This window comes from Catellatospora tritici, from assembly GCF_019083965.1.
Lineage (GTDB): Bacteria > Actinomycetota > Actinomycetes > Mycobacteriales > Micromonosporaceae > Catellatospora > Catellatospora tritici.
This window is the reverse complement of sequence record NZ_JAHRCY010000008.1, coordinates 111,879-133,826: the sequence shown is the minus strand read 5'-3', so window position 1 is coordinate 133,826 and position 21,948 is coordinate 111,879. Positions and strand designations below refer to the sequence as shown.

At 73.5% G+C, this 21,948-nt stretch carries 20 protein-coding genes; 9 read left to right on the top strand and 11 right to left on the bottom strand.

Features of this window, described 5'->3' with window-relative positions; all coding sequences use genetic code 11:
- Positions 1-74 precede the first annotated feature (74 nt).
- The 4 genes from KUA19_RS19745 to KUA19_RS19730 form a co-directional block, all read right to left on the bottom strand.
- The gene (locus tag KUA19_RS19745; RefSeq protein WP_217397587.1) at positions 75-710 is read right to left on the bottom strand and encodes a hemerythrin domain-containing protein; all 636 of its coding nucleotides are present in this window, start codon (positions 708-710) and stop codon (positions 75-77) included.
- Between the two features lie 39 nt (positions 711-749).
- On the bottom strand, positions 750-1,397 hold the full coding sequence (locus KUA19_RS19740) for a DUF2238 domain-containing protein (protein WP_217397585.1): 648 nt from the start codon (positions 1,395-1,397) through the stop codon (positions 750-752).
- Between the two features lie 161 nt (positions 1,398-1,558).
- On the bottom strand, positions 1,559-2,299 hold the full coding sequence (locus KUA19_RS19735) for an alpha/beta hydrolase (protein WP_254549772.1): 741 nt from the start codon (positions 2,297-2,299) through the stop codon (positions 1,559-1,561).
- Complete coding sequence (locus KUA19_RS19730; RefSeq protein ID WP_217397583.1) at positions 2,299-2,595, bottom strand: antibiotic biosynthesis monooxygenase family protein; 297 nt, start codon at positions 2,593-2,595, stop codon at positions 2,299-2,301. The genes KUA19_RS19735 and KUA19_RS19730 overlap by 1 nt, the downstream gene beginning before the upstream one ends.
- 56 nt (positions 2,596-2,651) lie before the next feature.
- Here KUA19_RS19730 and pnuC point away from each other — a divergent pair, with 56 nt between their 5' ends.
- The 3 genes from pnuC (at position 2,652) to KUA19_RS19715 (ending at position 5,613) form a co-directional block, all read left to right on the top strand.
- Positions 2,652-3,293, top strand: a complete 642-nt coding sequence (pnuC, locus tag KUA19_RS19725) for a nicotinamide riboside transporter PnuC (RefSeq protein WP_217397581.1) — start codon at positions 2,652-2,654, stop codon at positions 3,291-3,293.
- Positions 3,290-4,369 carry an AAA family ATPase gene (locus tag KUA19_RS19720; protein WP_308167525.1) on the top strand — a complete coding sequence of 360 codons (1,080 nt, stop codon included), beginning with the start codon at positions 3,290-3,292 and terminating at the stop codon, positions 4,367-4,369. Before pnuC ends, KUA19_RS19720 begins: the two co-directional genes overlap by 4 nt.
- 239 nt (positions 4,370-4,608) lie before the next feature.
- The gene (locus KUA19_RS19715; protein WP_217397579.1) at positions 4,609-5,613 is read left to right on the top strand and encodes a TerC family protein; all 1,005 of its coding nucleotides are present in this window, start codon (positions 4,609-4,611) and stop codon (positions 5,611-5,613) included.
- Here the strand turns inward: KUA19_RS19715 and KUA19_RS43990 are convergent.
- The 3 genes from KUA19_RS43990 to KUA19_RS19700 form a co-directional block, all read right to left on the bottom strand.
- Positions 5,597-6,328 carry a C40 family peptidase gene (locus tag KUA19_RS43990; RefSeq protein ID WP_217397578.1) on the bottom strand — a complete coding sequence of 244 codons (732 nt, stop codon included), beginning with the start codon at positions 6,326-6,328 and terminating at the stop codon, positions 5,597-5,599. The two genes, KUA19_RS19715 and KUA19_RS43990, sit on opposite strands and share 17 nt — an antisense overlap.
- Positions 6,329-6,366: 38 nt before the next feature.
- Entirely contained in the window at positions 6,367-7,443 is a 1,077-nt protein-coding gene (locus KUA19_RS19705; protein ID WP_217397575.1) for a mandelate racemase/muconate lactonizing enzyme family protein, read from the bottom strand.
- A gap of 106 nt (positions 7,444-7,549) precedes the next feature.
- Positions 7,550-8,380 carry a serine hydrolase gene (locus KUA19_RS19700; RefSeq protein WP_217397573.1) on the bottom strand — a complete coding sequence of 277 codons (831 nt, stop codon included), beginning with the start codon at positions 8,378-8,380 and terminating at the stop codon, positions 7,550-7,552.
- A 61-nt stretch (positions 8,381-8,441) separates the two neighbouring features.
- Here KUA19_RS19700 and KUA19_RS19695 point away from each other — a divergent pair, with 61 nt between their 5' ends.
- A complete protein-coding gene (locus tag KUA19_RS19695; RefSeq protein ID WP_217397571.1) occupies positions 8,442-9,113 on the top strand; it encodes a hypothetical protein in 672 nt (223 codons plus the stop codon).
- 64 nt (positions 9,114-9,177) lie between these two features.
- Entirely contained in the window at positions 9,178-10,119 is a 942-nt protein-coding gene (locus tag KUA19_RS19690; RefSeq protein ID WP_217397569.1) for a lytic transglycosylase domain-containing protein, read from the top strand.
- Here KUA19_RS19690 and KUA19_RS19685 read toward each other — a convergent pair.
- Together KUA19_RS19685 and typA are read right to left on the bottom strand one after the other, a co-directional pair.
- Positions 10,116-10,781, bottom strand: a complete 666-nt coding sequence (locus tag KUA19_RS19685; RefSeq protein ID WP_217397567.1) for a lysoplasmalogenase — start codon at positions 10,779-10,781, stop codon at positions 10,116-10,118. The two genes, KUA19_RS19690 and KUA19_RS19685, sit on opposite strands and share 4 nt — an antisense overlap.
- Before the next feature lie 75 nt (positions 10,782-10,856).
- Positions 10,857-12,719 carry a translational GTPase TypA gene (gene typA / locus KUA19_RS19680; protein ID WP_217397565.1) on the bottom strand — a complete coding sequence of 621 codons (1,863 nt, stop codon included), beginning with the start codon at positions 12,717-12,719 and terminating at the stop codon, positions 10,857-10,859.
- A 131-nt stretch (positions 12,720-12,850) separates the two neighbouring features.
- On the opposite strand from typA, the gene KUA19_RS19675 reads away from it, so the two are divergent.
- From KUA19_RS19675 to KUA19_RS19660, 4 genes are all read left to right on the top strand, one after another.
- Positions 12,851-13,891: a glucosaminidase domain-containing protein gene (locus KUA19_RS19675; protein ID WP_217397563.1), complete on the top strand. Its 1,041-nt coding sequence runs from the start codon at positions 12,851-12,853 to the stop codon at positions 13,889-13,891.
- Between the two features lie 201 nt (positions 13,892-14,092).
- Positions 14,093-17,185: an ABC transporter permease family protein gene (locus KUA19_RS19670; RefSeq protein WP_217397561.1), complete on the top strand. Its 3,093-nt coding sequence runs from the start codon at positions 14,093-14,095 to the stop codon at positions 17,183-17,185.
- Positions 17,182-20,154 (top strand): hypothetical protein, encoded by a 2,973-nt coding sequence (locus tag KUA19_RS19665; RefSeq protein ID WP_217397559.1) that lies wholly within the window; start codon positions 17,182-17,184, stop codon positions 20,152-20,154. Before KUA19_RS19670 ends, KUA19_RS19665 begins: the two co-directional genes overlap by 4 nt.
- Positions 20,151-20,981: an ABC transporter ATP-binding protein gene (locus KUA19_RS19660; RefSeq protein WP_217397557.1), complete on the top strand. Its 831-nt coding sequence runs from the start codon at positions 20,151-20,153 to the stop codon at positions 20,979-20,981. Before KUA19_RS19665 ends, KUA19_RS19660 begins: the two co-directional genes overlap by 4 nt.
- Before the next feature lie 93 nt (positions 20,982-21,074).
- Here KUA19_RS19660 and KUA19_RS19655 read toward each other — a convergent pair whose 3' ends face one another.
- Entirely contained in the window at positions 21,075-21,704 is a 630-nt protein-coding gene (locus tag KUA19_RS19655; protein ID WP_254549770.1) for a nucleotidyltransferase domain-containing protein, read from the bottom strand.
- Positions 21,705-21,736: 32 nt separating this feature from the next.
- Positions 21,737-21,943 (bottom strand): DUF397 domain-containing protein, encoded by a 207-nt coding sequence (locus KUA19_RS19650; protein WP_217397556.1) that lies wholly within the window; start codon positions 21,941-21,943, stop codon positions 21,737-21,739.
- Between the last annotated feature and the right edge of the window lie 5 nt (positions 21,944-21,948).

Here is a 21,948-nt window from a genome sequence, read left to right as displayed (position 1 = left end):
TAGCGGCTCGAAAGCAGCCGGGGCGCCCCCGCGTCAGTGCGGTGCGCCCCGGCCGGCTCGGCTCGGATCTGCGGTCACAGTTGCTCCGGGTAGGTCGATCGGCCGGACAGCACGTCGCGGACCTTGTCCGTGGCCCCCAGCAGCGGGTCGGTCAGCCGGTTCCACGGCGGTGTGGTCGGCGCGGCCGGGTGCGGCCGGGTGGTGGCGGCCTCCTCGGCGATCGCGGCCCGGTTACCGAGCCGGATCAGTTCCTCGTCCGTGGCGGCCTGCGACAGGCGGCCGTGGATGCGGCGGTCGGCGGTGTGCTTGTGTCGGCGCAGGTGCTGGTCCACCTCGAGTGCCAGCTGCTGGAACTTGTCGTCCTCCGGCGGCACGGCCTGCAGGGTCTGCAGCACCTGCCGGATCGCGCCGTCCTCGGCGAGCTCCCGGCTGACAAGGTCGTCGCCGTCGGGCAGGTGCTTGCGTACGGCGGGCAGCAGGTACTGCTCCTCGGCGGCGAGGTGACGACTCACCACGGCGGTCACCACGTCGGCGACCTGCTTGCGGCGCGACGGCGACGCCGAGGCGGCCTCGACCGCGAGCTCGGCTGACAGCTTGGTGATCTGCCGGTGCTCCTCGGCCAGCAGATCGACGATGCTCTGGCCTGCGGGCTGGTAGTTCTCCTCGGCGTCGGCGGACAACGGGGGAAGCGGAGGCAGGTCGGTAGTCATGTGACCGGTCTACCCGTGACCCGATAGGGGTAAACCGCATCATCCGTTCGACCGGGGACGTGCAGGTCGCAGCAGTGCCAATCCGCCGCCCAGGAGGGCACCGAACAGCGCCAGCGCCATGTCGGCGTGGGCGTCCCACGGATCGCCCTGCTGCCCGTTGTACGCCTCGGCCGCCGCCGGGGCCAGGGTCCGCGCGATCGCCCACTCGAACAGCTCGTACAGCGCGCCGGTGGCCAGCACCAGTTCCGCCGCGCGCAGCCAGGCCCGCCCGCGCGGCATGCCCCGCTCGCGCCACAGCCGCACCAGCACCGGTGCCAGCAGCAGCCCGTATCCGAAGTGGACCATTCGGTCGAAGTGGTTGCGGTGCCAGCCGAACCGCTCCGACAGCGACCGCCCGGTGAGTGTGCCGAACCACTCGTCGTACGGCACGTACGAGTAGATCCAGCGGGCGGCGACGGTGTGCAACGCCAGAAACACCACCAGCAGCGCGAACGAGCCAAGGGGCAGTCGCAGCCGGTGCTGCGCCCACAGCAGTCCGGCGACCGCGACCACGGTGAGGCTGTGGTGCAGCGCCTGCTCGACCGGCCAGCGCGGATGCCACCACGACGCCGCCACGAGCAGCGCGAACGCCGCCAGCACCAAGCGGTGCCCGACCGGCAGCCATATCGACGTACGTGCGGGGGTCATGCCGTCCGATGGTGCCGGCGCAAATGCGTCGCCGCTGCCCCGAGCTTCGTCTAAGTTGCCGGGCAATCGGGCACTCGGGCGGCCAAGATACGCCCGATTGCCTGGCAACTTGAACGATCACCGGCCACTTGAACGATCACCGGCCACTTGACGGGGGCGGGTCAGCGGGCCGGGGCGTGGGTGGTGACCCAGGTGGCGATGCGGGTGAGCAGGGCGTCGTCGGCGGCGTTCTCGGCGTGGCCGAACCCGGGCTCCAGCCAGAGCTCCTTGGGCTCGACGGCGGCGTCGAAGATCTGGTGGGCGTGCTCGACCGGGAAGTACGCGTCGGCGTCCCCGTGCACCACCAGCAGCGGGATCGGTGAGATCAGCGGCGCGGCCGCGTACGGCGGCAGCGGTTCCTCGGTCCAGCCGCCCGAGGCGATCCGGGTCTTCAGTGCCATCCGCCCGACCAGGCGTCCCAGCCGCCGTTCCAGCACCCAGTGCACCCGCCGCATCGGCGGGGTGCCCCGGTAGTACCAGCGGGCCGGGCCGCTGACGGCCACGATCGCGTCGACGCCGCGCAGCAGGCCCGCGTGCCGGACCGCGACGCAGGCGCCCATGGAGAAGCCGACGGTGACGACGCGGCGGTAGCCGAGTTCGCGGGCCCAGGCCACGGCGGCGTCGAGGTCGTGGATCTCGAGGTCGCCGACGGTCGACTCGCCGCCGGAGGCGCCGTGGCCCCGGAAGTCGAAGCTGACCACGCCGCCCACGCGGCCGAAGACGGCGGCGGCGCGGCGCACGGCGGGGCGCTGCCAGGAACCGGTGAAGCCGTGCGCGATCACCACGGCCAGGGCGGTGTCACCCGGGTCGTGGTGAGCGTCGACGCGCACCCCGTCGGTGGTGACCAGGCTGCGGCGCGGCATCAGGCGTGCGGGACGTCCGTGAAGTGCTCGACCACCGGCGGTGCCGCGAAGAACGGGCCGATCAGGCCCCGCCAGGTGGTGAAGCGCTCGGTGGCGCGGAAGTTGTCCTCGTGCGCGGCGACGGTCTCCCACTCGACCAGCAGCGTGAACTTCGACGGAGACTCGACGCCGCGGGTCATCCGGACGCTGAGGCAGCCGGGGGTGCTCGCGAGCACCTCGTGCCCCTTGGCGTACGCGGCGGCGAATTCGTCCTCGCGGCCGGGCTGGACTGAGATCAGGGCGACTTCGAGCACCATGAGGGGATCCTCGCACGGCCTTCCCCGTCCGGGACGCCGGGCCCTAGGGTGTCCGCATGCTGCACCGCCTCGCCGAGCTGCTGCTCCACCCCGCGTTCACCGTCAGCACCACCAAGGTCACCTGGGCGGAGGTGCTGGGCTTCCTGTCCGGAGTCGTCAACGTATGGCTGCTGGTGCGCGAGCACATCGCGAACTGGGCGGTCGGCATCCTCAACGTGCTCCTGCTGCTGGTGGTCTTCTGGGACTCCGCGCTGTACGCCGACGCCGGGCTGCAACTGGTCTACGTGGTGCTGGGGTGCTACGGCTGGTGGCACTGGTGCTACGGCGGCGGTCGGCGGCGGGAGCTGTCGGTGTCGCGCACGTCGGCGGGGGAGTGGGGCTGGCTGGCGGTCGCTTCGGTGGCGGGCACGGCCGGGCTGTGGCTGCTGCTGACCCGGGTCACCGACTCGACGGTGCCGTGGGCCGACGCGGCCACCACGGTGCTGTCGCTGGCGGCGACGTATCTGCAGTGCCGCAAGAAGGTGGAGAGCTGGCTGGTGTGGATCGTCGCCGACCTGGGCTACATCCCGCTGTACCTGTACAAGGACCTGTGGCTGACCGCGGTGCTGTACGTCGTCTTCCTCGGCCTTTGTGTGGCGGGGCTGCTGGCCTGGCGCGGCGCGCTGCGGCCGCGTCCGGTGGTGGCGGTGCCCGCGTGAGCACGCGGTTCGGGCACGGGATGGTGGTGGGCAAGTTCTATCCGCCGCACGCCGGGCACCATCACCTGATCCGGGCGGCCGCGGCCGTCTGCGACGAGGTGACCGTGGTGGTGGCCCCGGCGCGGGCCGAGTCGATCCCGCTGGAGCTGCGGCTGGACTGGCTGCGCGCCGAGCACGCGGATACGCCGTGGGTGCGTTTCGAGGGCCGCTACGACGACACGCGGGTGGACCTGGCCGATCCGGCGGTGTGGGAGGCGCACTGCGCGGTGTTCCGCGACGCCGTCGGCGGCCGCCGGGTGGACGCGGTCTTCAGTTCCGAGGGGTACGGCGATGAGCTGGCGCGCCGCTTCGACGCCGTGCACGTGCCGGTCGACCCGGACCGGTCGGCGGTGCCGGTGTCGGGGTCGGCGGTGCGCGCCGATCCGGTGGCGCACTGGGACCGGCTGTCGCCGCCGGTGCGGGGCTGGTTCGTCCGCCGGGTGGTGGTGGTCGGCGCGGAGTCGACCGGCACCACCACGATGGCGGCGGCGCTGGCCGAGCACTACCGCCGCCGGGGCGGGATCTGGGCCCGGACCCGCTGGGTGCCCGAGTACGGCCGGGAGCTGACCGAGCGCAAGCTGGACGCGCTGCGCGCGGTGGACCCGACGGCGACGATCTTCGACGTGGTGTGGGACCGGGCGGACTTCGTGGAGGTGGCTCGGGCCCAGTCGGCGGCCGAGGACGCGGCGGCCGGGCAGGGTTCGCCGCTGCTGTTCTGCGACACCGATGCCCGCGCGACCGCCCTGTGGGAGGAGCGTTACCTGGGCGAATCGTCGGAGCAGGTGCGCGCCCTGGCACGGCGTCCCGATCTGTACCTGCTGACCTCGGATGTCGGGGTGCCGTTCCATGACGACGGGCTGCGTGACGGCGAGCACCTGCGGGCCTGGATGACCGGCCGGTTCCGCGAGCTGCTGGCGGCCTCCGGGGCGCCGACGGTGGAGCTGACCGGCCCACACCAGGCCCGGCTGAACACGGCGGTCGCCGCCTGCGCGAAGCTGCTCGCAGGTGGCTGGCCGCTGGCCGATCCGCTCGGTTGACCGATCATCTGACCTGCGCGGTCGACCGTCCGGGCGACCCGGCAGGGGTTTGTGGCTCCACGTGGTAGACAATAGGGAAGAGCGGGAGGGGAGTATCCCTCGCGACGGTGTCGTCAACACGGCTCCCCCCGGGCATTGCGCCTGGTGTGATCCCGGCGCCGTCGGTCGTCGGCCGGGGTCCCGGCCGGTGGCGGGAGAGACCTCCGGGGCAAGGATTTATGCCGACCGGAGGTCTGTCTGTGAATGTGTCCACGTGGGTCTGGGCGGCAACCCTCATCGGGTTGACCGCACTCCTCGCCGTCGACTTGCTGATCATCGGGCGCCGCCCGCACGAGCCCTCGATGAAGGAGGCGACCGGTTGGGTCGTCTTCTATGTCCTGCTGGCCTGCGTGTTCGGCGGTTGGATCTTCCTTAACTACGGTTCGCGGTACGGGCAGGAGTTCTTCGCCGGGTGGGTGACCGAATACAGCCTGTCCGTCGACAACCTCTTCGTCTTTGTGATCATCATGAGCCGGTTCGCGGTGCCGCGGATCTACCAGCAGAAGGTGCTGCTGATCGGCATCGTGCTGGCGCTGCTGATGCGTGGTGCGTTCATCGCGGCGGGTGCCGCCCTGGTGTCGCGGTTCGTGTGGGTCTTCTATCTGTTCGGCCTGTTCCTCATCTACACCGCGTGGCAGCTGACCCGGCACGGGGAGAGCGACGAGTCCGACTTCAAGGAGAACGCGCTGATCCGGTGGAGCCGCCGGGTGCTGCCGATCAGCGACAGCTACGACGGCGCGCGGATGACCACGCATGTGGGCGCCAAGCGGATGTTCACGCCGATGCTGATCGTGATGATCGCGATCGGCACCACCGACCTGATCTTCGCGCTCGACTCCATCCCGGCCATCTTCGGCCTGACGAAGGAGCCGTACCTGGTCTTCACCGCGAACGTGTTCGCGCTGATGGGCCTGCGTCAGCTGTACTTCCTGCTCGGCGGCCTGCTGGACCGGCTGGTCTACCTGTCGCTGGGGCTGGCCGCCGTGCTCGGGTTCATCGGCGTGAAGCTGATCATGGAGGCGCTGCACGGCAACAACGTCCCGTTCATCAACGGCGGCGAGCCGATCACCAGCGTGCCGCACATCAGCATCGGCGTCTCGCTGGGCGTGATCGTGGGCATCCTCGGCATCGCGACCGTGGCCAGCCTGATCAAGTCCTCGCGGGAGCCGAAGCCCAGCGACCGGACGCCTACGCCGGTGGGCTGAGCCGTACCCGACCCGCCCCGATCAGCGTGTCCACGCGGGGGGCGGGCATGACCTCCTCGACCACCCGACCGCCGTCGCCGCATGCGTGCAGCATGCGGCGGCCGCCGTCCGGCAGGGGCGCGGCGGTCACGAACCCGACGTGCTTGATCGACGTCCGGTCGGTCGGGGACCCGCAGAAGAAGTAGAGGTCGCCGGGCTGCTCCGTGCCCAGCTCCACCGGCTCGGCGGCGGCGAACTGGTCATCGGCGTCGCGCGGCAGCACCAGACCGACCTGCCGGAACGCGATGTGGATCAACCCCGAGCAGTCGATGCCGTACGGCGACATGCCGCCCCACACGTACGGCACGCCGAGCCAGGCGCGCGCCACCGGCACCGCCGCGACCGGGTCGAAGGCCTTGTCGGAGTCGCCGTCACGGACGGTGAGCTGGTCCAGGGGCAGCCAGCCGGGGTAGCCGCGCGGGTCGAGCTTGGCCGCGGGCTGGGCGGTGGCGACCACGCGGGCCCAGCCGTCGCGGACCTCCTCGATCAGCACCGGCTCGCCGTGCAGCAGCTGGGTGAGGATGCCGGTGTACATGCGCCCGGCGTCGTCCAGCCCGTCCACCCAGGATCGCGGGCTGCTGCACGGGCCGAGCGCGGCCGTGTCCACCCCCGGCCGGGGGGAGTCCGGTCGGGCCCACAGCGTCGCCACCGGGGCCGCCACCGTCGCGTTCATCATTGCCGCCACCTCGAATCGCCTCGTCACTGCGCCTGTCGTCACTGTGCCGCGCCGGACACGCCCAGTCCGGGGGCATCGGGTAGTACCACAGTGGCACCGTCGTAGCGGGGGCCGCCATCCACCGGACTGGCGGCCAGCCACCAGGCGGCGTCCAGATCGCTCACCACGGTCGTCGGGTGCGCCGCGACCAGGCTCGCCGCCGCGCCGATGCCCACCGGGCCCTCCATCATGGACCCGACGCAGGTGCCCAACCCGTGCGCGGCCGCCAGTTCCAGCAGCGTGCGCGCGGTGCTCAGGCCGCCGCACTTGGCCAGTTTCACGTTCACCAGGTCGGCGGCGCGGCGGCGGATCACCTCGACCAGGTCGCGCACGCCGAAGACGGACTCGTCGGCCATGATCGGCAGATCGGCGCGGGCGCTGACCCAGGCCAGTCCGTCCAGGTCGGCCCGTGCCACCGGCTGCTCCACCAGCTCGACCGGCAGCTCCTCGGCGGCGATGCGGTTGATGATGCGGACCGCGTCGCGCGGGCTCCAGCCCTGGTTGGCATCCAGGCGCACCTTCACGCCGGGGTCGACGGCGCCGCACACGGCGCGGACCCGGGCCAGGTCGCCCGCGGCGTCCGTGCCGACCTTCACCTTGATCACGGTGAAGCCCTCGGCGGCACGCTGCTTGGCCGTGGCCGCCAGCGCCGAGGCCTCGCCCGCGGCCAGGGTCACGTCGGTGGGCACCCGCAGGCTGGTGCCGCCGAGCAGCCGTACCAGCGGAATGCCCAGGCGGCGCGCGGCCAGGTCGTGCAGCGCGACGTCCACGGCCATCTTCGCCGCCTCGTTGCCCACCACGGCCCGCGCCGTCTCGCGGCAGCGCGCGGCCAGGTCGTCGGGGTCACGCCCGACCAGCAGCGGCCCCAGCACCTGCTCGACGCATGCCCGCGACCCGGCGATGCTCGCCCCGGTCACCGCCCAGACCTGCGGGGCCTCGCCGAAGCCGGAGACGCCGTCGCTGTCGACGATCTCGACCAGCAGCGTCTCGAGGGACGTGGCGCGGCGCAGCGCCGTCACGAACGGCGTGTGCAGCGGGGCGGAGATGGTGCGGGTGCGGACCTCGATGATCGACACGTCCCAGACGATAACCTGCTGCCCGGCCGCGCGAAAGAATTCTTCGGTAACGACTCGTACGGCGAAGGGCCCCTTTGCCGGACGGGGCCCTTCATCGAACATCGTGCTAGCGGCGCTGCGCCCAGCTCGCCGCGGCGATGCGCCCCAGCAGGTCGCACGCCTGCGCGTCGGGGAGGTCGCCGGTCGTGCACACCGCCAGCAGGTACGGCGCCGCGTCGGTCGGGTACACGATCGCGCTGCTGTGGCGCTCGCGCGGCACCCAGCCGTTCTTCAACGCCACCCGGGCGTCGGCGGGCAGCCCCCGGTGCAGGTCGTCGCGGCACTCCTGGGCGGCCAGGACCTCGATCATCTGAGCCGTTCCGGCGGGCGAGGCGAGCTTGCCGCCCTCCAGCGCGCCGAACAGGGCGGCCAGGTCGGCGGCGGTCACCTCGTTGCTGATCCCGGCGTCGCGGGCCGGATAGTCCTCGATGCCCCGGTCGGTGTGCGCCTCGACCGCCCCGGCCAGCCGCCACACCTCGTTGACCTGGGCGAACGCCTCGTCGTTGGGGCCGAGCGCGCCGAGCACCAGATTGGTGGCCAGATTGGACGACTTCACGATCATCCGGGTCGCCAGCCAGCGCAGCGGCACCAGTTCGCCCAGCCGGGCCCAGACCGCCTGGTCGCTGTCGTACTCCGGGTCGTTGCGGTAGACCGGCGCGCCCGACGCGGCGGAGACGTGCTCGTTGTGGACCAGCACCGGGGCGTCCAGGTCGAGCGCCCCCGCCTCGGCGGCCCGCCACGCCGCGATCATCACGCCGACCTTCATGGTGCTCGCGGCGTAGTGCCGGGCGTGCTCGGCGCGAACGTACGCGGCGGGGCCGCCGACCGGCCCGAACCAGACCGAGGCCGTCCCCGGGAACGCGGACAGCTCCTGCTCGAACGACTGCACAGTGGACATCCTTGGAGCTTACTGAGAGCGGGGCGACACGTGTCGGCCGCGGCTTGTAGAGTGCGCCGCCGTGACCGAGTTGATCCCTCCGCACCTGTCGGCCCCGCTGGCGGCCGTTGACCGTACCTACGCCTGCGAGAACTGCGGCTGCAGCCCCGCGGCGCCGATGACCTTCCGCGGCCACCGCGGCATGATCATCGTGATGCAGTTCCTCAAGAACAAGGGCGTCTACTGCCGCGACTGCGGCCTGGCCGTCTTCCGCACCATGACCAGCCGCACCCTGGTCCAGGGCTGGTGGGGCTGGGCGTCGTTCATCATCACGCCGTTCATCCTGCTGTACAACCTGTTCGGTCGGCTCAAGCTGAACAAGCTGGCGACGCCGGTCCCGGCGCCCGAGGGTTGGGCCGGGGCGCCGTGGTCGCCGGGCCGCCCGGTGTACCAGCGCCCCACCATCGTGGGCGCGCTGGTGCCGCTGGCCGTGGTCGGGGTGTTCGTCTACGCGGCGGCCACCGGCGGCGACTCGAGCAAGGTCGGCCAGTGCATCCGGGCGACGACCGGTGACTCCGTGCTCTTCGTCGATTGCGACACGGCGAACGACGGTGTCGTCACCAAGGTCGTCGACGACGAGGACCAGTGCCCGAGCGACTCCATCGGCACGGTGGAGGAGTTCCACGAGTCGCGCTACGGCGGCAGCAAGATCACCGACGACTACCTGTGCATCGGTACCAGCGAGCAGGTCTGAACCGGGTCAGCGCACCTCCCCGTGGTCGGCTAGGCTCCGGGCCTGGGACCACGGGGAGGGCTCAATGAGGGTGACGCGCGTCCACTATGTGTTCGGCGCGCTCGCGGTGGTGGGTGTGCTCATCGCGGGTACGGCGATCGTGCTGGACGGCGGCGATCCGCCGCGGACCACCGAGCCGCCCGCGGCGGCCGCCGCGGTGGAGGGGTCGCCGGTCGAGCCGTCGTTGACCCCCGAGGCGAGTCCGTCGCCGAGCGCGAGCCCGTCGGCCAAGCCGAAGCCGTCCAAGTCGCCGACGCGCAAGCCGCAGCCCAAGCCCAGCCCACGACCGACCAAGCCCGCCGGACCGGCCGCGCCGCCGCCCGCCCCGGCCCCGCTGCCGTCGGGCAAGGCCTGCCCCTTCTACGAGGGGACCAACGCGCCGAAGGCAGAGGTCGAGGCGGCGCTGGAGGCCGCGGCCGCGCGCCGCTACTGGACGAAGTCGGCCGTCACCCTGCCGACCAGCCTGATCAAGGCGGTGGCCAAACAGGAGAGCGGCTGGCAGTCGGCGATCGTCGCCTGCGACGGTGGTGTCGGCACCATGCAGGTCATGCCGGTGACCGCGGACTGGCTCAACAACGCCTCGCAGTTCACCATGGACGAAGACCTGCACAAGCTGTCGGGCAACACGATGCTCGGCTCGGCCTACCTGCAGTGGCTGATCAAGTACTTCGGCGACCGGTACGACTTCGGCACCTGCGACGTCGACACCGAGCCGGACCCGTCCGCGTCGCCGTCGGCGGCGCCCGCGCCCTGCCCGGTCGACTACACCCTGCGCGAGTCCGACTGCGCCCGCGACCCCGCCGTGCCCGACAGCAAGGAATGGTGCCTGCTCAACGCGGTGATCTCGGCGTACAACTACGGGCAGGGCGCCGTCGATCGCGAGGCGACCGACGGCGACACCGTCTTCTACCCGAACCCGCAGTACGTGGGCAACGTCCGCGCGCTGATGGGGGAGTTCTCCGGCTAGGCGGCGGCGCGGGCCTGCCGGTCCAGCCAGCCCCACGCGAGCAGGAACTGGGCGAGGGCGTAGGTCAGCATCACCCAGATCGGCGGGCCGGGGATGGTGAACGCGTCGGCGACGCGGACCGCGATCAGCAGGTCCGACAGCAGGAACAGCCCGCCGCCCAGCGCGGTGCGCCAGCCGAACGCCGACGACAGGGCCGCGGTGCCGGTCAGCGCCAGCCCGTACCCGGCCATCGGCACGGCCAGGCCGACCTCGGCGAGCGCGGGCCACAGCAGCGTCAACGCGGTGACCAGGAAGACCAGGTAGCCGACCGGGACCAGCAGCATCGGCATGGCCCGCAGCCGGGACAGCGCGCCGTTGCGCACGAACGTGGTGATGTAGCAGACGTGCGCGCCGAGGAACAGCACCATGCCGCTGATGAACCAGGCGGTGCCCTCGTTCTGCAGCGCGATGTCGCCGAGGGTGGAGAAGCCGAGCGCGGCCAGGATGCCCGGGGTGGCCCGCAGGCCCCGCTGCCGGGCGGCCAGCCAGAACCACAGCGCCAGCAGCGGGATCAGGATCGGCTTGGTGGCCCAGTCGAGAGCCTTGTTCTCGGTGCCCGCCGCGATGATGTTGAGCGTGGCGTCCACGCCGAAGAGGGCGAGGACCAGCCGGTCAGCGCGCATGTGGATCTCCAAAGGAAAGGGGTGCCGCAGCCTAGCAGCACCCCTCGTCCTTCAGGAAGATCCTGACCTGGTAGGTCAGGCGTGCTTGCGGCGGGCCGCCAGGCGGCCGCGCTGGGTCTGGTCGAGGATGACCTTGCGGATGCGCACCGCGGCCGGGGTGACCTCGACGCACTCGTCCTCGCGGCAGAACTCCAGCGCCTGCTCCAGCGACAGCTTGCGCGGCGGGATCAGCTTCTCGGTCTCGTCCGAGGTCGAAGCTCGCATGTTGGTGAGCTTCTTCTCCTTGGTGATGTTGACGTCCATGTCGTCGGAGCGCGAGTTCTCGCCGACGATCATGCCCTCGTACACCTCGACGGTCGGCTCGACGAACAGCGTGCCGCGCTCCTGCAGGTTGGTCATCGCGAACGCGGTGACCACGCCGGAGCGGTCGGCCACCAGCGAGCCGTTGTTGCGGGTGCGCAGCTCGCCGAACCACGGCTCGTACTTCTCGAAGACGTGGTGCAGGATGCCGGTGCCGCGGGTGTCGGTGAGGAACTCGGTCCGGAAGCCGATCAGGCCGCGCGCCGGGACCAGCCACTCCATCCGGATCCAGCCGGTGCCGTGGTTGACCATCTGCTCCATCCGGCCCTTGCGGGTGGCCAGCAGCTGGGTGATCGCGCCCAGGTACTCCTCGGGGGCGTCGATGGTGAGGCGCTCGACCGGCTCGCACAGCTTGCCGTCGATCTCCCGGGTCACCACCTGCGGCTTGCCGACGGTCAGCTCGTACTGCTCGCGGCGCATCTGCTCGACCAGGATGGCCAGCGCCAGCTCACCGCGGCCCTGCACCTCCCAGGCGTCGGGGCGCTCGGTGGGCAGCACCCGCAGCGACACGTTGCCGACCAGCTCCTTGTCGAGCCGGTCCTTGACCATGCGCGCGGTGACCTTGGCGCCCTTGACCCGGCCGACCAGCGGCGAGGTGTTGGTGCCGATGGTCATCGAGATGGCGGGCTCGTCCACGGTGATCAGCGGCAGCGGCACCGGGTTCTCCGCGTCGGCCAGCGTCTCGCCGATCATGATGTCCGCGATGCCCGCGACGGCGATGATGTCGCCGGGACCGGCCTCCTCGGCGGGCTTGCGCTCCAGCGCCTCGGTCATCAGCAGCTCGGAGATGCGCACGTTCTGCTGGGTGCCGTCGGTCTTGCACCAGACCACGCTCTGGCCCTTGCGGATGGTGCCCTGGCGCACCCGGCACAGCGCGAGGCGGCCCAGGAACGGCGAGGCGTCGAGGTTGGTGACGTGCGCCTGCAGCGGCGCGCCCTCGGTGTAGGTCGGCGCCGGGATGGCGTCGAGCAGCGTCTGGAACAGCGGCTGCAGCGAGTCGCTGTCGCCGGGGACCTTGCCGTCCTCGGGCTGGGTCAGCGAGGCGATGCCGTCACGGGCACAGGCGTAGACGATCGGGAAGTCGATCTGCGACTCGTCGGCGTCGAGGTCGAGGAAGAGCTCGTACGTCTCGTCGACGACCTCCTTGATCCGGGCGTCGGGCCGGTCCACCTTGTTGATGACCAGAATGATCGGCATGCGGGCCTTGAGCGCCTTGCGCAGCACGAACCGGGTCTGCGGCAGCGGGCCCTCGGAGGCGTCGACGAGCAGGACGACGCCGTCGACCATGGTCAGGCCGCGCTCGACCTCACCGCCGAAGTCGGCGTGGCCGGGCGTGTCGATGATGTTGATGGTGACCTGGTCGCCGTCGGCACCGACGTACTTGACGGCGGTGTTCTTGGCGAGGATGGTGATGCCCTTCTCCCGCTCAAGATCGCCGGAGTCCATCACCCGGTCGGCGACCTCGGCGCGGGCGTGAAAAGCGCCGGCCTGCTTGAGCATGGCGTCGACGAGCGTGGTCTTGCCGTGGTCGACGTGGGCGACGATCGCGACATTGCGGAGATCGGGGCGGGTCTGCATGCCTCTATTCTCCGGCAAGCTTGATCAAATACCGTGCTCGGGGGGCATCGCGTGTCAGAGGTCACCGTTCGGGCGACCCCTGGCGGAGGGACGGCGGGTGGCCCGGCCCCAAAAACTGGGTTGTACGGGATATGTCGGTTCACTCCTCCCGGATCGGACTTCTGCTGGGTCTGCTCGCATCCGCGCTGCTTCTGCCCACGACGGCCCACGCCGAACCGGCCGCCCCCGCGGCCCGGGTCCACGCCGAGGGCGGGGTGCTCGCGGTGCGCGCGGGACCGGGCGTCGACCGTCCGGTGACCGCCCGGCTCGCGGACGGGACCGCGGTGATGCCACGTTGCCGGGTCTGGGGGCAGCGGCTGACCGGCCCGCTGCGCGGCAGCGCGTACTGGGTGCTGGTCGACGGCGGGATGGTGCCCGACGCGTTCCTGGCCTGGTCACCTGGGCGCGCGGCGATGCCGGACGGGCTGGCCTGGTGCGCGGAGTCGGGGCGGCCCGGGACCGCCCGGGTGGCGGCGGGCGGCGGTGAGCTGAACATCCGCTCCGGGCCCGGCACCGGGCACGACCGGGTGGGCGCCCTCGACGACGGCGCACCCCTGGCCGTGCGGTGTCAGGCGTGGGGGCAGGCGGTGGGCGACGGGCGGCGCAGCCCGGTCTGGCTGCGGCTCGGCTCCGGCGGATATGTCGCGCAGGCGTACGTGCGCTGGTCACCCGGCCCGCCCCGGCTGCCCTGGTGCGGTCAGGAGCCACCGGGGGCACTGCCCGCCGGGGCGCGCGCCTTCGCACTGGCGTACGCCGACGCCGCCCGCACGGCGGCGCGAGCCACCGGCGTGCCCGCGTCGGTGCTGCTGGCGCAGGCGGCGGAGGCGAGCGGGTGGGGACGGGCGGCCACCGCGTACGCCGACCACGACCTGTTCCGGCGCGACTGCGTCGACGGCCCCGGCACCACCGCGCTGGGCTGCCGCGACGGCCTGCGCGCCTACCGTTCGCCGCGCGAGGCGTTCCTCGATCAGGCCCGACTGCTGGCGACCCGCCTCGGCGGCGCGCCCGCGCCCGGCGCCGACCCGGACCGGTTCGCGTCCGCGCTGGCCCGCGCCGGGTACGGCACCGCCGCCCAGGCCGAGCGGCTGACCGTCCTGATGCGCCGGTACGACCTGTACCGCTACGACCGCTGAGGCTGTACCGCTACGACCGCTGGGGGTCCCGTCACCCGTTCGGGCTGTTCCGGCGGCACGGACGGCTGAGTGACGTCAGCCGGGCAGCCATAAACACTCGTCCTGGTCAACCAAGGTCCCCGTCTTGATCGCCTATCGCGGTGACGCGTCGCGCGGCGGCTCGTCGCGGCGGGGCACTGGGCGCGGGTGGCAGAGGGTGACATGGGTCGGCTGATACTGAGCGCGCTGCGCGAACGCCGTGGCGAGACAGCGCTGTTGGCGCTGCTGGGCATCCTGGTCGTGGCCGCCGCCGCGGCCGGTCCGCTGTACGCCGCGGCGGCCACCGCACAGGCGATCGCCGTCGAGGCGGCCGGTGCCTCGGCGGCCGAGCACGCGATCACCACCACCGCCGAGATCGACGCCAAGCCCGACGCCGCCTCCGCCGCCGGCACCGCCGCCGGGGAGGTCGGCCCGCTGCTGTCCCGCCCGGGGCTGACCGAGGTCCGCGGCGCGTACGTGCTCGGCACGATCTCGACCGCCCCCGCGCCGTCGACCGCCCCCACGCCGACCCCGGCGACCGCCCCCACGCCGACCCCGGCGACCGGCACCGCGTCGTCGAACGCGGCCGGGGCGGCGCCGGACGTCCGGACCGTCGCCGCCGCGCTGGCCGCGCGCGACGGCGCCTGCGCGCACCTGGTGCTGCGCGGCGCCTGCCCCGGCCAGGCCGGAGAGGTGGCGCTGTCCGCGCCGACCGCCGCCGAGCTCGGTGTCGACGTAGGAGCGACGCTGAGCTACCGGCTGGGCGACCTGACGCCCCGGCCGGTGCGGGTCGTCGGCGTCTACGACCCCGACCACACTCCCGACGGCACGACGCCGCTGGCCGATCCGTACTGGGCGGGCCGGGCGGACCTGACGCCGATCCCGCTGCGGCCGCAGAACCCCGTCTACACCGTCACCACCACGATCGACCAGCTCGGCCCGGTCACCGTCAGCGCCACCGTCGACTTCCTCACGCCGACCCGGCTGACCCCGGCGGTGCTCGACCAGCTGAGCCGCCCGACCGGGGCCAGGTCGGCACCCGGCCCCGGCTACGCCGTCCGCGACGGGGTCTACAACCTGCTGCGCCGGGTTCGTGCCAGCCAGGCCGCGCTGCCCACCCCGGTGCTGATCGGCGCCGGCCAGTTGGTCGCCGTGGCCTGGGCGGTGCTGCTGCTCGGCCTGGTCTACTCGGCCGCCCAGCGGCGTACCCAGGTGGCGATGGGCGGCCTGCGTGGCGCGCCCCGGCGGACCCGGATCGCGCTGACCGCCGGACCCGCGGTGCTGGTGCTGCTGGCCGCCGCGCCGGTCGGGCTCGGCCTGGGGTGGCTGCTCGTCCGGGTGCTCGCCTGGCTCGCGCTCGACCAGGTCGACAGCGTGCCCCTGGACGTGCCCACGCTCGCCACCGCGGGTGCGGTGGCGGTGGGGGTGCTGGTCGGCGCGGTCGTGGCGCAGCTGCGGGTGCACTCGGGCCCGGTGCTCGACGCGCTGCGCGAGGTGCCCGCTCGGCGCGGCGGCCGGGTCGCGGGCACGGTCGAGGTGCTGGCCGTGGTGCTCGCGGTCGCGGCGCTGACGCAGAGCGGACCGTCGGCGGACGGCGCGGTCGACGACGCCGGAACGGTGCTGCCCGCGCTGGCCGCGGCGCTGCTGGCCGTCGCGGCGGGCGTGCTGCTGGCCCGCATCGTCCGCCCCGTCGCGGCGGCGGTCGGCACCGCGCTGCTGCGCATCGGCCGCCCCGGTGCGGCGCTGGCCGCGCTGTACGTCGCCCGCCGCCCCGGCACCGACCGCCTCGTCGCGCTGGTCGTGGTGGTGGTGGCGCTGCTTGGGCAGGCCGCCCTGGGCTGGCAGGCGACCCGGGGCGCCGTGACCGACCAGGCTCGCCTCGGACTCGGCGCCGAGCGCGTGGTGACCGTCCGGGCGCCGTCCCGCTCGGCCCTGCTGCACGCGGTGCGCCGGGCCGACCCGGCGGGGCAGTGGGCCATGGCCGTCGCCCGGGAGCGCGGCTCGTCCGGCACCACTGTCGCCGTGGACACCTCCCGCCTGGCCCGGGTCGCGTACTGGCCAGCCGCCGCCACGCAGTCCGCCGAGCGGGCGGCGCGGCGGCTGAGCCCGCGCGCCAACGACCCGATCCGGATCACCGGCGCGGAGCTGGCGCTGGACGTGACCGTCCCGCCCGGCCAGCGCTCCACCGTCCCGGTGACCGTGGTGCTGGAAGGCCCCAAGGGCGAGCAGATCTCCGTCGTCGCCCGGCTCGAGCCGGTGCCCGGCCGCCGCGAACAGCGGCTGCCGGTGCCCGTCTGCGCGACCGGCGACGGCTGCCGCCTGGCCTGGTTCAGCTTCCCGTTCTCCCCCGACGACGTGGTGTTCCACCGCGTCCTGCAGCACACCCCCGACGCGGTCGTGCTCGACGAGGCGGGGATGAGCGCCCCGGCCCGTTTCCGCACCGAGGTCGGCGCCGAGTCCGGCGTGCTGCTGCTGCCCAGCGCCGAGGGCCTGTCCCTGCGGTACTACCCCGCCGACCCGCGCCACCCCGACCCGGACATCCGCATCCAGGCCTCCGACACCGCGGTGCCGCTGCCGGTGCTGGTCGCCGGGCCGCCCTCGGTGGAGCAGGACGGGACGGTGGTGCGCGCGAGCGCGTTCGGGGCGCTGCCCCGGCCGATCGACATCGTCGGCACCGCGCCGGAGCTGCCCGGGGTGGGTATCGACGGGATCCTGGTCGACCTGACCACCGCAGACCGGGCCGCCGACACCTTCGACAACATCGCCGAGCTGCAGGTGTGGCTGGCCGAGAACGCTCCCGCCGACGCCCTCGACCGGCTGCGCGCCGCGGGCCTGGTCACCGTGGGCACCGTGGGCGTCGACGAACTGGTCGAGCGCGGCCTGGCGCTGCGGACCGGGCCCGGCGCCCGGTTCCATCTTGGCGCGGCGCTGCTCGCGCTGGTGCTGGCGCTGGTCGCGGTGGCCCTGATCGCCGCGGTCGACTCCGGCGGCCGGGGGGCGCAGCTGGCCGCGCTGCGTACCCAGGGGGTGCCGCAGCGGGCGGTGCGGGCGGCCACCCGGACCGGCTACACGCTGGTCGTGGCGGCCGCGGCGCTCGCGGGCAGCCTCGTGGCCGTGCCGGTGTGGCTGGTTCGGCCGCTGTCCGGCGGGCCGCCGACGCCGGTGGTGCTGCTCGCGGTGCTGCTGCCCGCCGCGGCCCTGCTGGCCGGAGCCGCGCTGTGGGTGGGCGGCCGACTGTCGCGGGTGGACGGGCTCGACCTGGAGGAGGTCCGGTGACCGGGCTGCTGTGGGACATGCTGCGCGAACGGCGCGCCGCCGCCCTGATCACGCTGCTGCTGACGCTGGCCGCCGCCGCGGCCGCGACCGGCGGCCCGGTGTATCACGACGCCGCGGCCCAGGCGTTGCGGCTGGCGCAGGTCCAGGACGCCCCGGTGACCGAGCGGGTCGTCGCGGGCCAGCGGCTGGTGGAGGAGGACGAGGTCAGGAACGGCCAGTCGCCGCGGCTGCCGTACGTGCCGGGGCTGCGTACCGTGCCGGGGCTGCAGGTCGTCGGGCGGGCGCTGGCCGTGCCCGCCGGTGCGGCGCCCGGGACCGACCCGGTCAAGACCAACGCCTGGCTGGTGTCGCGCGGTGGCGCCTGCCGCGAGCTCACCATCTCCAGTGGCCGGTGCGCGGTCGCCGACGCCGAGGTGGTGGTCCGCGACGACCTCGCCGCGCGGCTCGGGCTCAAGCCGGGCGCGACGGTGGAGTTCTCTCCGGGCGACCAGCTGGAGCAGCGGCTGCCGCTGGCGGTGGTGGGCACGTTCGCGCCGCCGTCGTCCACCGACGCCTACTGGGCCGGACGGGCGGGCCTGCTCGGCGGCGAGTCGTCGCCGATGTTCACCACCGACCACACCGTGCTCCGCCTGGAGGGGCTGGTCACCCGTACGGTCGACCTGATCGCCCCGCCTGAGGCGTACGCCGACCCGGACACGCTCATCGCGGGCCTGAACCAGGCCCGGGTCGAGTTGACCGCGGGCAACTTCGTGACGATCACCGACATCCCCGCGCTGATGGCCCGCATCGCCGAGGGCGAGGGCCTGCTGGCCGACAGCGTCACCGTCGCGGCGCTGCCGCTGGTGCTGCTGTGCTGGTTCGTGCTGTTCCTGGTGGTCGCCGCGGCGGTGGAGGGGCGCAGCGAGGAGCTGGGCCTGACCGCGCTGCGCGGCACGCCGTGGCGGCTGCGCTGGGCGCTGCCGTTCGCCGAGGTGGCGTTGCCGGTGCTGCTCGCGGCGGGACCGGGGCTGCTGCTGGGCTACTACGGCACCAGGGCGGTGCTCGCCTCGGCGATGCCGCAGGCACAGGTCACCCTGGGCACCCGCTCCCTGCAGTACGCCGCCGTCGCCGTGCTCGGCGCGCTGCTCGCGGGCGCCTTCGCCCAGGTCGGCGCCCTGCGTACGCCGGTGCTCGGGCTGCTGCGGCGGCTGCGGGCGCCCCGCCGGGCCGGGGTGGCCGCCGCGATCGAGGTGGCGGTCGGGGCGCTGGCGGCGCTGGCCGGATACCAGGCCGCGGTGGCGGGCAGTGCCGGTGGGCTGGGTCTGCTCGCGCCGGTCTGCTTCGGGCTCGGGCTCGGCCTGGTCGCCGCGCGGGTGCTGCCCGCGCAGGCGGTGCGCCTGGCCCGCGCCAGTCTGCGGCGCGGACGGCTGCGGACCAGCCTGGCCGCGTTCGCGATCGCGCGGGTGCCCGGCGCCGCCCGCCTGGTCGTGCTGATCACGGTGGCGTTCGGGCTGCTCGGGTTCGTGCTCACCGCGTACGACACCTCGGGCCGGGCCTGGGCCGAGCGGGCCCGGGTGCAGACCGGCGCGGCGCAGGTGGTGACGGTGCAGGACACGACCGCGCCGCTGCTGCTGGCGGCGGTGGCGAAGGTCGACCCCCGGGGCGACTACGCGATGGCGGTGTCCCGGTACCGCAACAGCGGCATGCAGCTGATCATGGCGGTGGACAGCTCGCGCCTGCCGAACGTGGCCAACTGGCCGCAGGACGCCACCGTCGGCCCGGCCGAGGCGGCTCGGCTGCTGCACCCGGTCGAACCGGACCAGATGCTGGTCAAGGCGAACGCCCTGGACGTCGACGTGACGGTGACCTCGCCCGACCCGGAGATCACGCTGCAGGTGCGGCTGGTGTTCATCAGCGCGGACGCGCTGCGGCGGGTGGAGGCGCGCCTGGTGCAGCTGCGGCCGGGTCGGCAGCGGGTGACCGTGCCGACGGACGGCTGCGGCCAGGCGCCGTGCCGCCTCGACGAGTTGTCGGTGGTGCCGGAGCGCACCGGACAGACCCGGTTCACGCTGACCCTCGGCGCGCTGCGGGACGAGACCGGACAGGTGGTGCTCAGCGCCGACGAGCTGTCGCGGTTGGCGCGGTGGTCCCAGGCGGAGTCCAGCTCGGCGCGGCCGGTGGCGAAGTTGACCCGTACCCCCGAGGGTCTGACCATGACGGCCGACGGGGCCGTGCTGCCCGACACCAGGTTGGTCGCGGCGATTCTGCCGGGCCCGCTGCCGCTGGTGGTGACCCAGCCGCTGGTCGCGCCGAAGTTCACCGGCACCGGCGGGCTGGAGATTCCGGTGGCGGCGGCGGCCCGCACCTCGTCGGTGCCGCGGTTCGGCACGTACGGCGCCCTGATCGACCTGAGCTACGCCGACCTGGTGCTGGGTCGGGGCGTGACGCTCACGGCGACGGAGGTGTGGCTGGCGGCGGACGCGCCGCCGGACACGATCGAGCGGCTGCACGCGGCCGGGCTGACCGTGCTCGGCCACTACACGGTGGCGCAGCGGCGCGACCAGATCAGCGTCGCGCCCCGGCTGGGGCTGTGGTTCGGCCTGGTCGTGTCGGCGATCTCGGTGTTGCTGGCCGCGGCCGGGCTGGCGGCGCTGGCGACGTTCGAACGGCCGGGCGGTGACAGCGGCCTGTCGGTGCTGAGCCTGCAGGGCGTACGCGTGCGGACGCTGCGCACCGTGGCCACCGGCAGCCGCTGCGCGCTGGCGCTGGTCGCGATGCTGACCGGGCTGGTCGCGGCGGCGGCCGCGTGGGCGCTGGCCCGCGACGTGCTGCCGGTCTTCTCCGACGGTGATCCGTCGTTCCCCGCCCCGGCGCTGCCCCGGCTGGGCGCGGTCGCCGGGCCGGTCGCGGCGGCCGCGGCGGTGCTGCTGGTGGGGTGCTGGATCGCGACGCACCTGGTGCGCGCGCAGAGTGAGGGAGCGGACCAGTGACAGGTCTGGCGGTCAGGTGCCGCAGGGTCGTGCACATCTACCGGTCCAGCGGCGGTGACGTGGTGGCGCTGTCCGGCGTGGACCTCGACATCGCGGCGGGCGAGCGGCTGGCGCTGGTCGGGCCGTCCGGCTCGGGCAAGTCCACGCTCATCGCGCTGCTGTCGGGGCTGATGCGGCCCAGCGCCGGGCAGGTGCGCATCGGCGCCACCGACATCGGCCGCGTCAGCGAGGCTGAGCTGGCCCGCATGCGCGGCACCGACCTGGGCGTGGTGCTGCAGGGGGCGCGACGCAACCTGCTGCCGTACGCCACGGTCGCCGCCAACATCTGGCTGGCGCAGCGGCGGGCCGCGCAGGTGCGCCCGGCCGACCTGGAGCCGCCGGAGCGGATCCTGTCGCTGCTCGGCCTGGTCGGCATGGGTCACCGCCGGGTCCGTGACCTGGCCCCGGGTGCGGCGCAGCGGGCCGCGATCGCGGTCGGCGTGGCCGCCTCGCCCGGCCTGCTGCTGGTCGACGAACCCACCAGCCGACTGGACCGCTCCGCCCGCGACGAGGTGCTCGACGCCCTGGACACGGTCAACCGGGAACGCGGCACCACCATCGTCGCGGTCACGCACGACCCGGAGGTGGGCGCCCGCCTGGGCCGGGCGGTGACCATCCGCGACGGCCGGGTCGGCGCCGAGGGCCGCGACGGCCGCGAGTTCGCCGTCGTCGCCAGCGACGGCACGGTGCAACTCCCACCGGAGGTGCTGGAGACGGTCCCGCCGGGCACCCTGCTCGTCGTGGAGCAGTCCGACAACCGCCTCAGCCTCCTCTTCGACCAGCCCTGAGGTAAGGAAGGGCCCCTTCCTATCGCTTTGCGTAGAGGAAGGGGCCCTTCTTAACCTTCGGACTCAGCACCTTCGGGCTCAGCGCCTTCGGGCTCAGTCGAGTGCGGCGATCCACTCGTGGCCGGGGTGGACGAGGTCCAGCAGTTCGCGCAGGGTCGCGCGCTCGGCGGCGGTCAGGAGCGGGAGGATGCCCGCGAAGTCGGCTTCGTCCTTGGGGCGGCGCCCCTTCGCCTTGAACAGCAGGACCAGCTCGGGCGCCAGGTACGGCAGCCCGCTGGGCGTGTGCCGGACGACGTCGGCGTACGGCAGCCGCACCCGCTCGTCGCGACGGCAGATCCACAGGTCGCCCTCGTGCGCCTCCCGGAACACGTCCACCCGGTACCCGCTGTCGAGCGGGTCCCAGGCCCACGTCTGGAAGGTCTGCGCCAGCGCCGCCTCGGTCAGCGGCAGCACTCGTCCCTGCTCGACGACGTGGAAGACGTACTGCGGCAGCGCGGCGGCGATCTGCCCGAACGCCGGGCGGGGCACCCCGATCTCCAGGTCGTGATGCGGCCGGGTCTGCTCGCCCCGGTGCAGGTCTAGGGCCCAACCGGCGGCGACGTACCAGGGGGCGGCCACGCCGGACAGCAGTTCGGCGAGTTGCTCGGGGTGCAGCGGCAGCCAGGGCGCGTTCTCGTCCACCGGCGCCCCCTCGGGCGGCAGGACGGTGCTGATCTCGTTCATCACACCGTCCTACCGCAGCCGGGCACGGCGGGCTACCGGTCGAACTCCCCGGCCTTGGCCCCCGCCACGAAACTGCGCCACTCGTCCCAGGAGAACCGCAGCACCGGTCCGGCCGGGTCCTTGGAGTCGCGCACCGCCACCAGGGCCGGTGTCTCGGCGATCTCGACGCAGTCGCTCACGTTCGGTCCGCTGCGGGTGCTCTTGCGCCAGGTCGCGGCCATCAATTCCACATCGCGCATCGCGC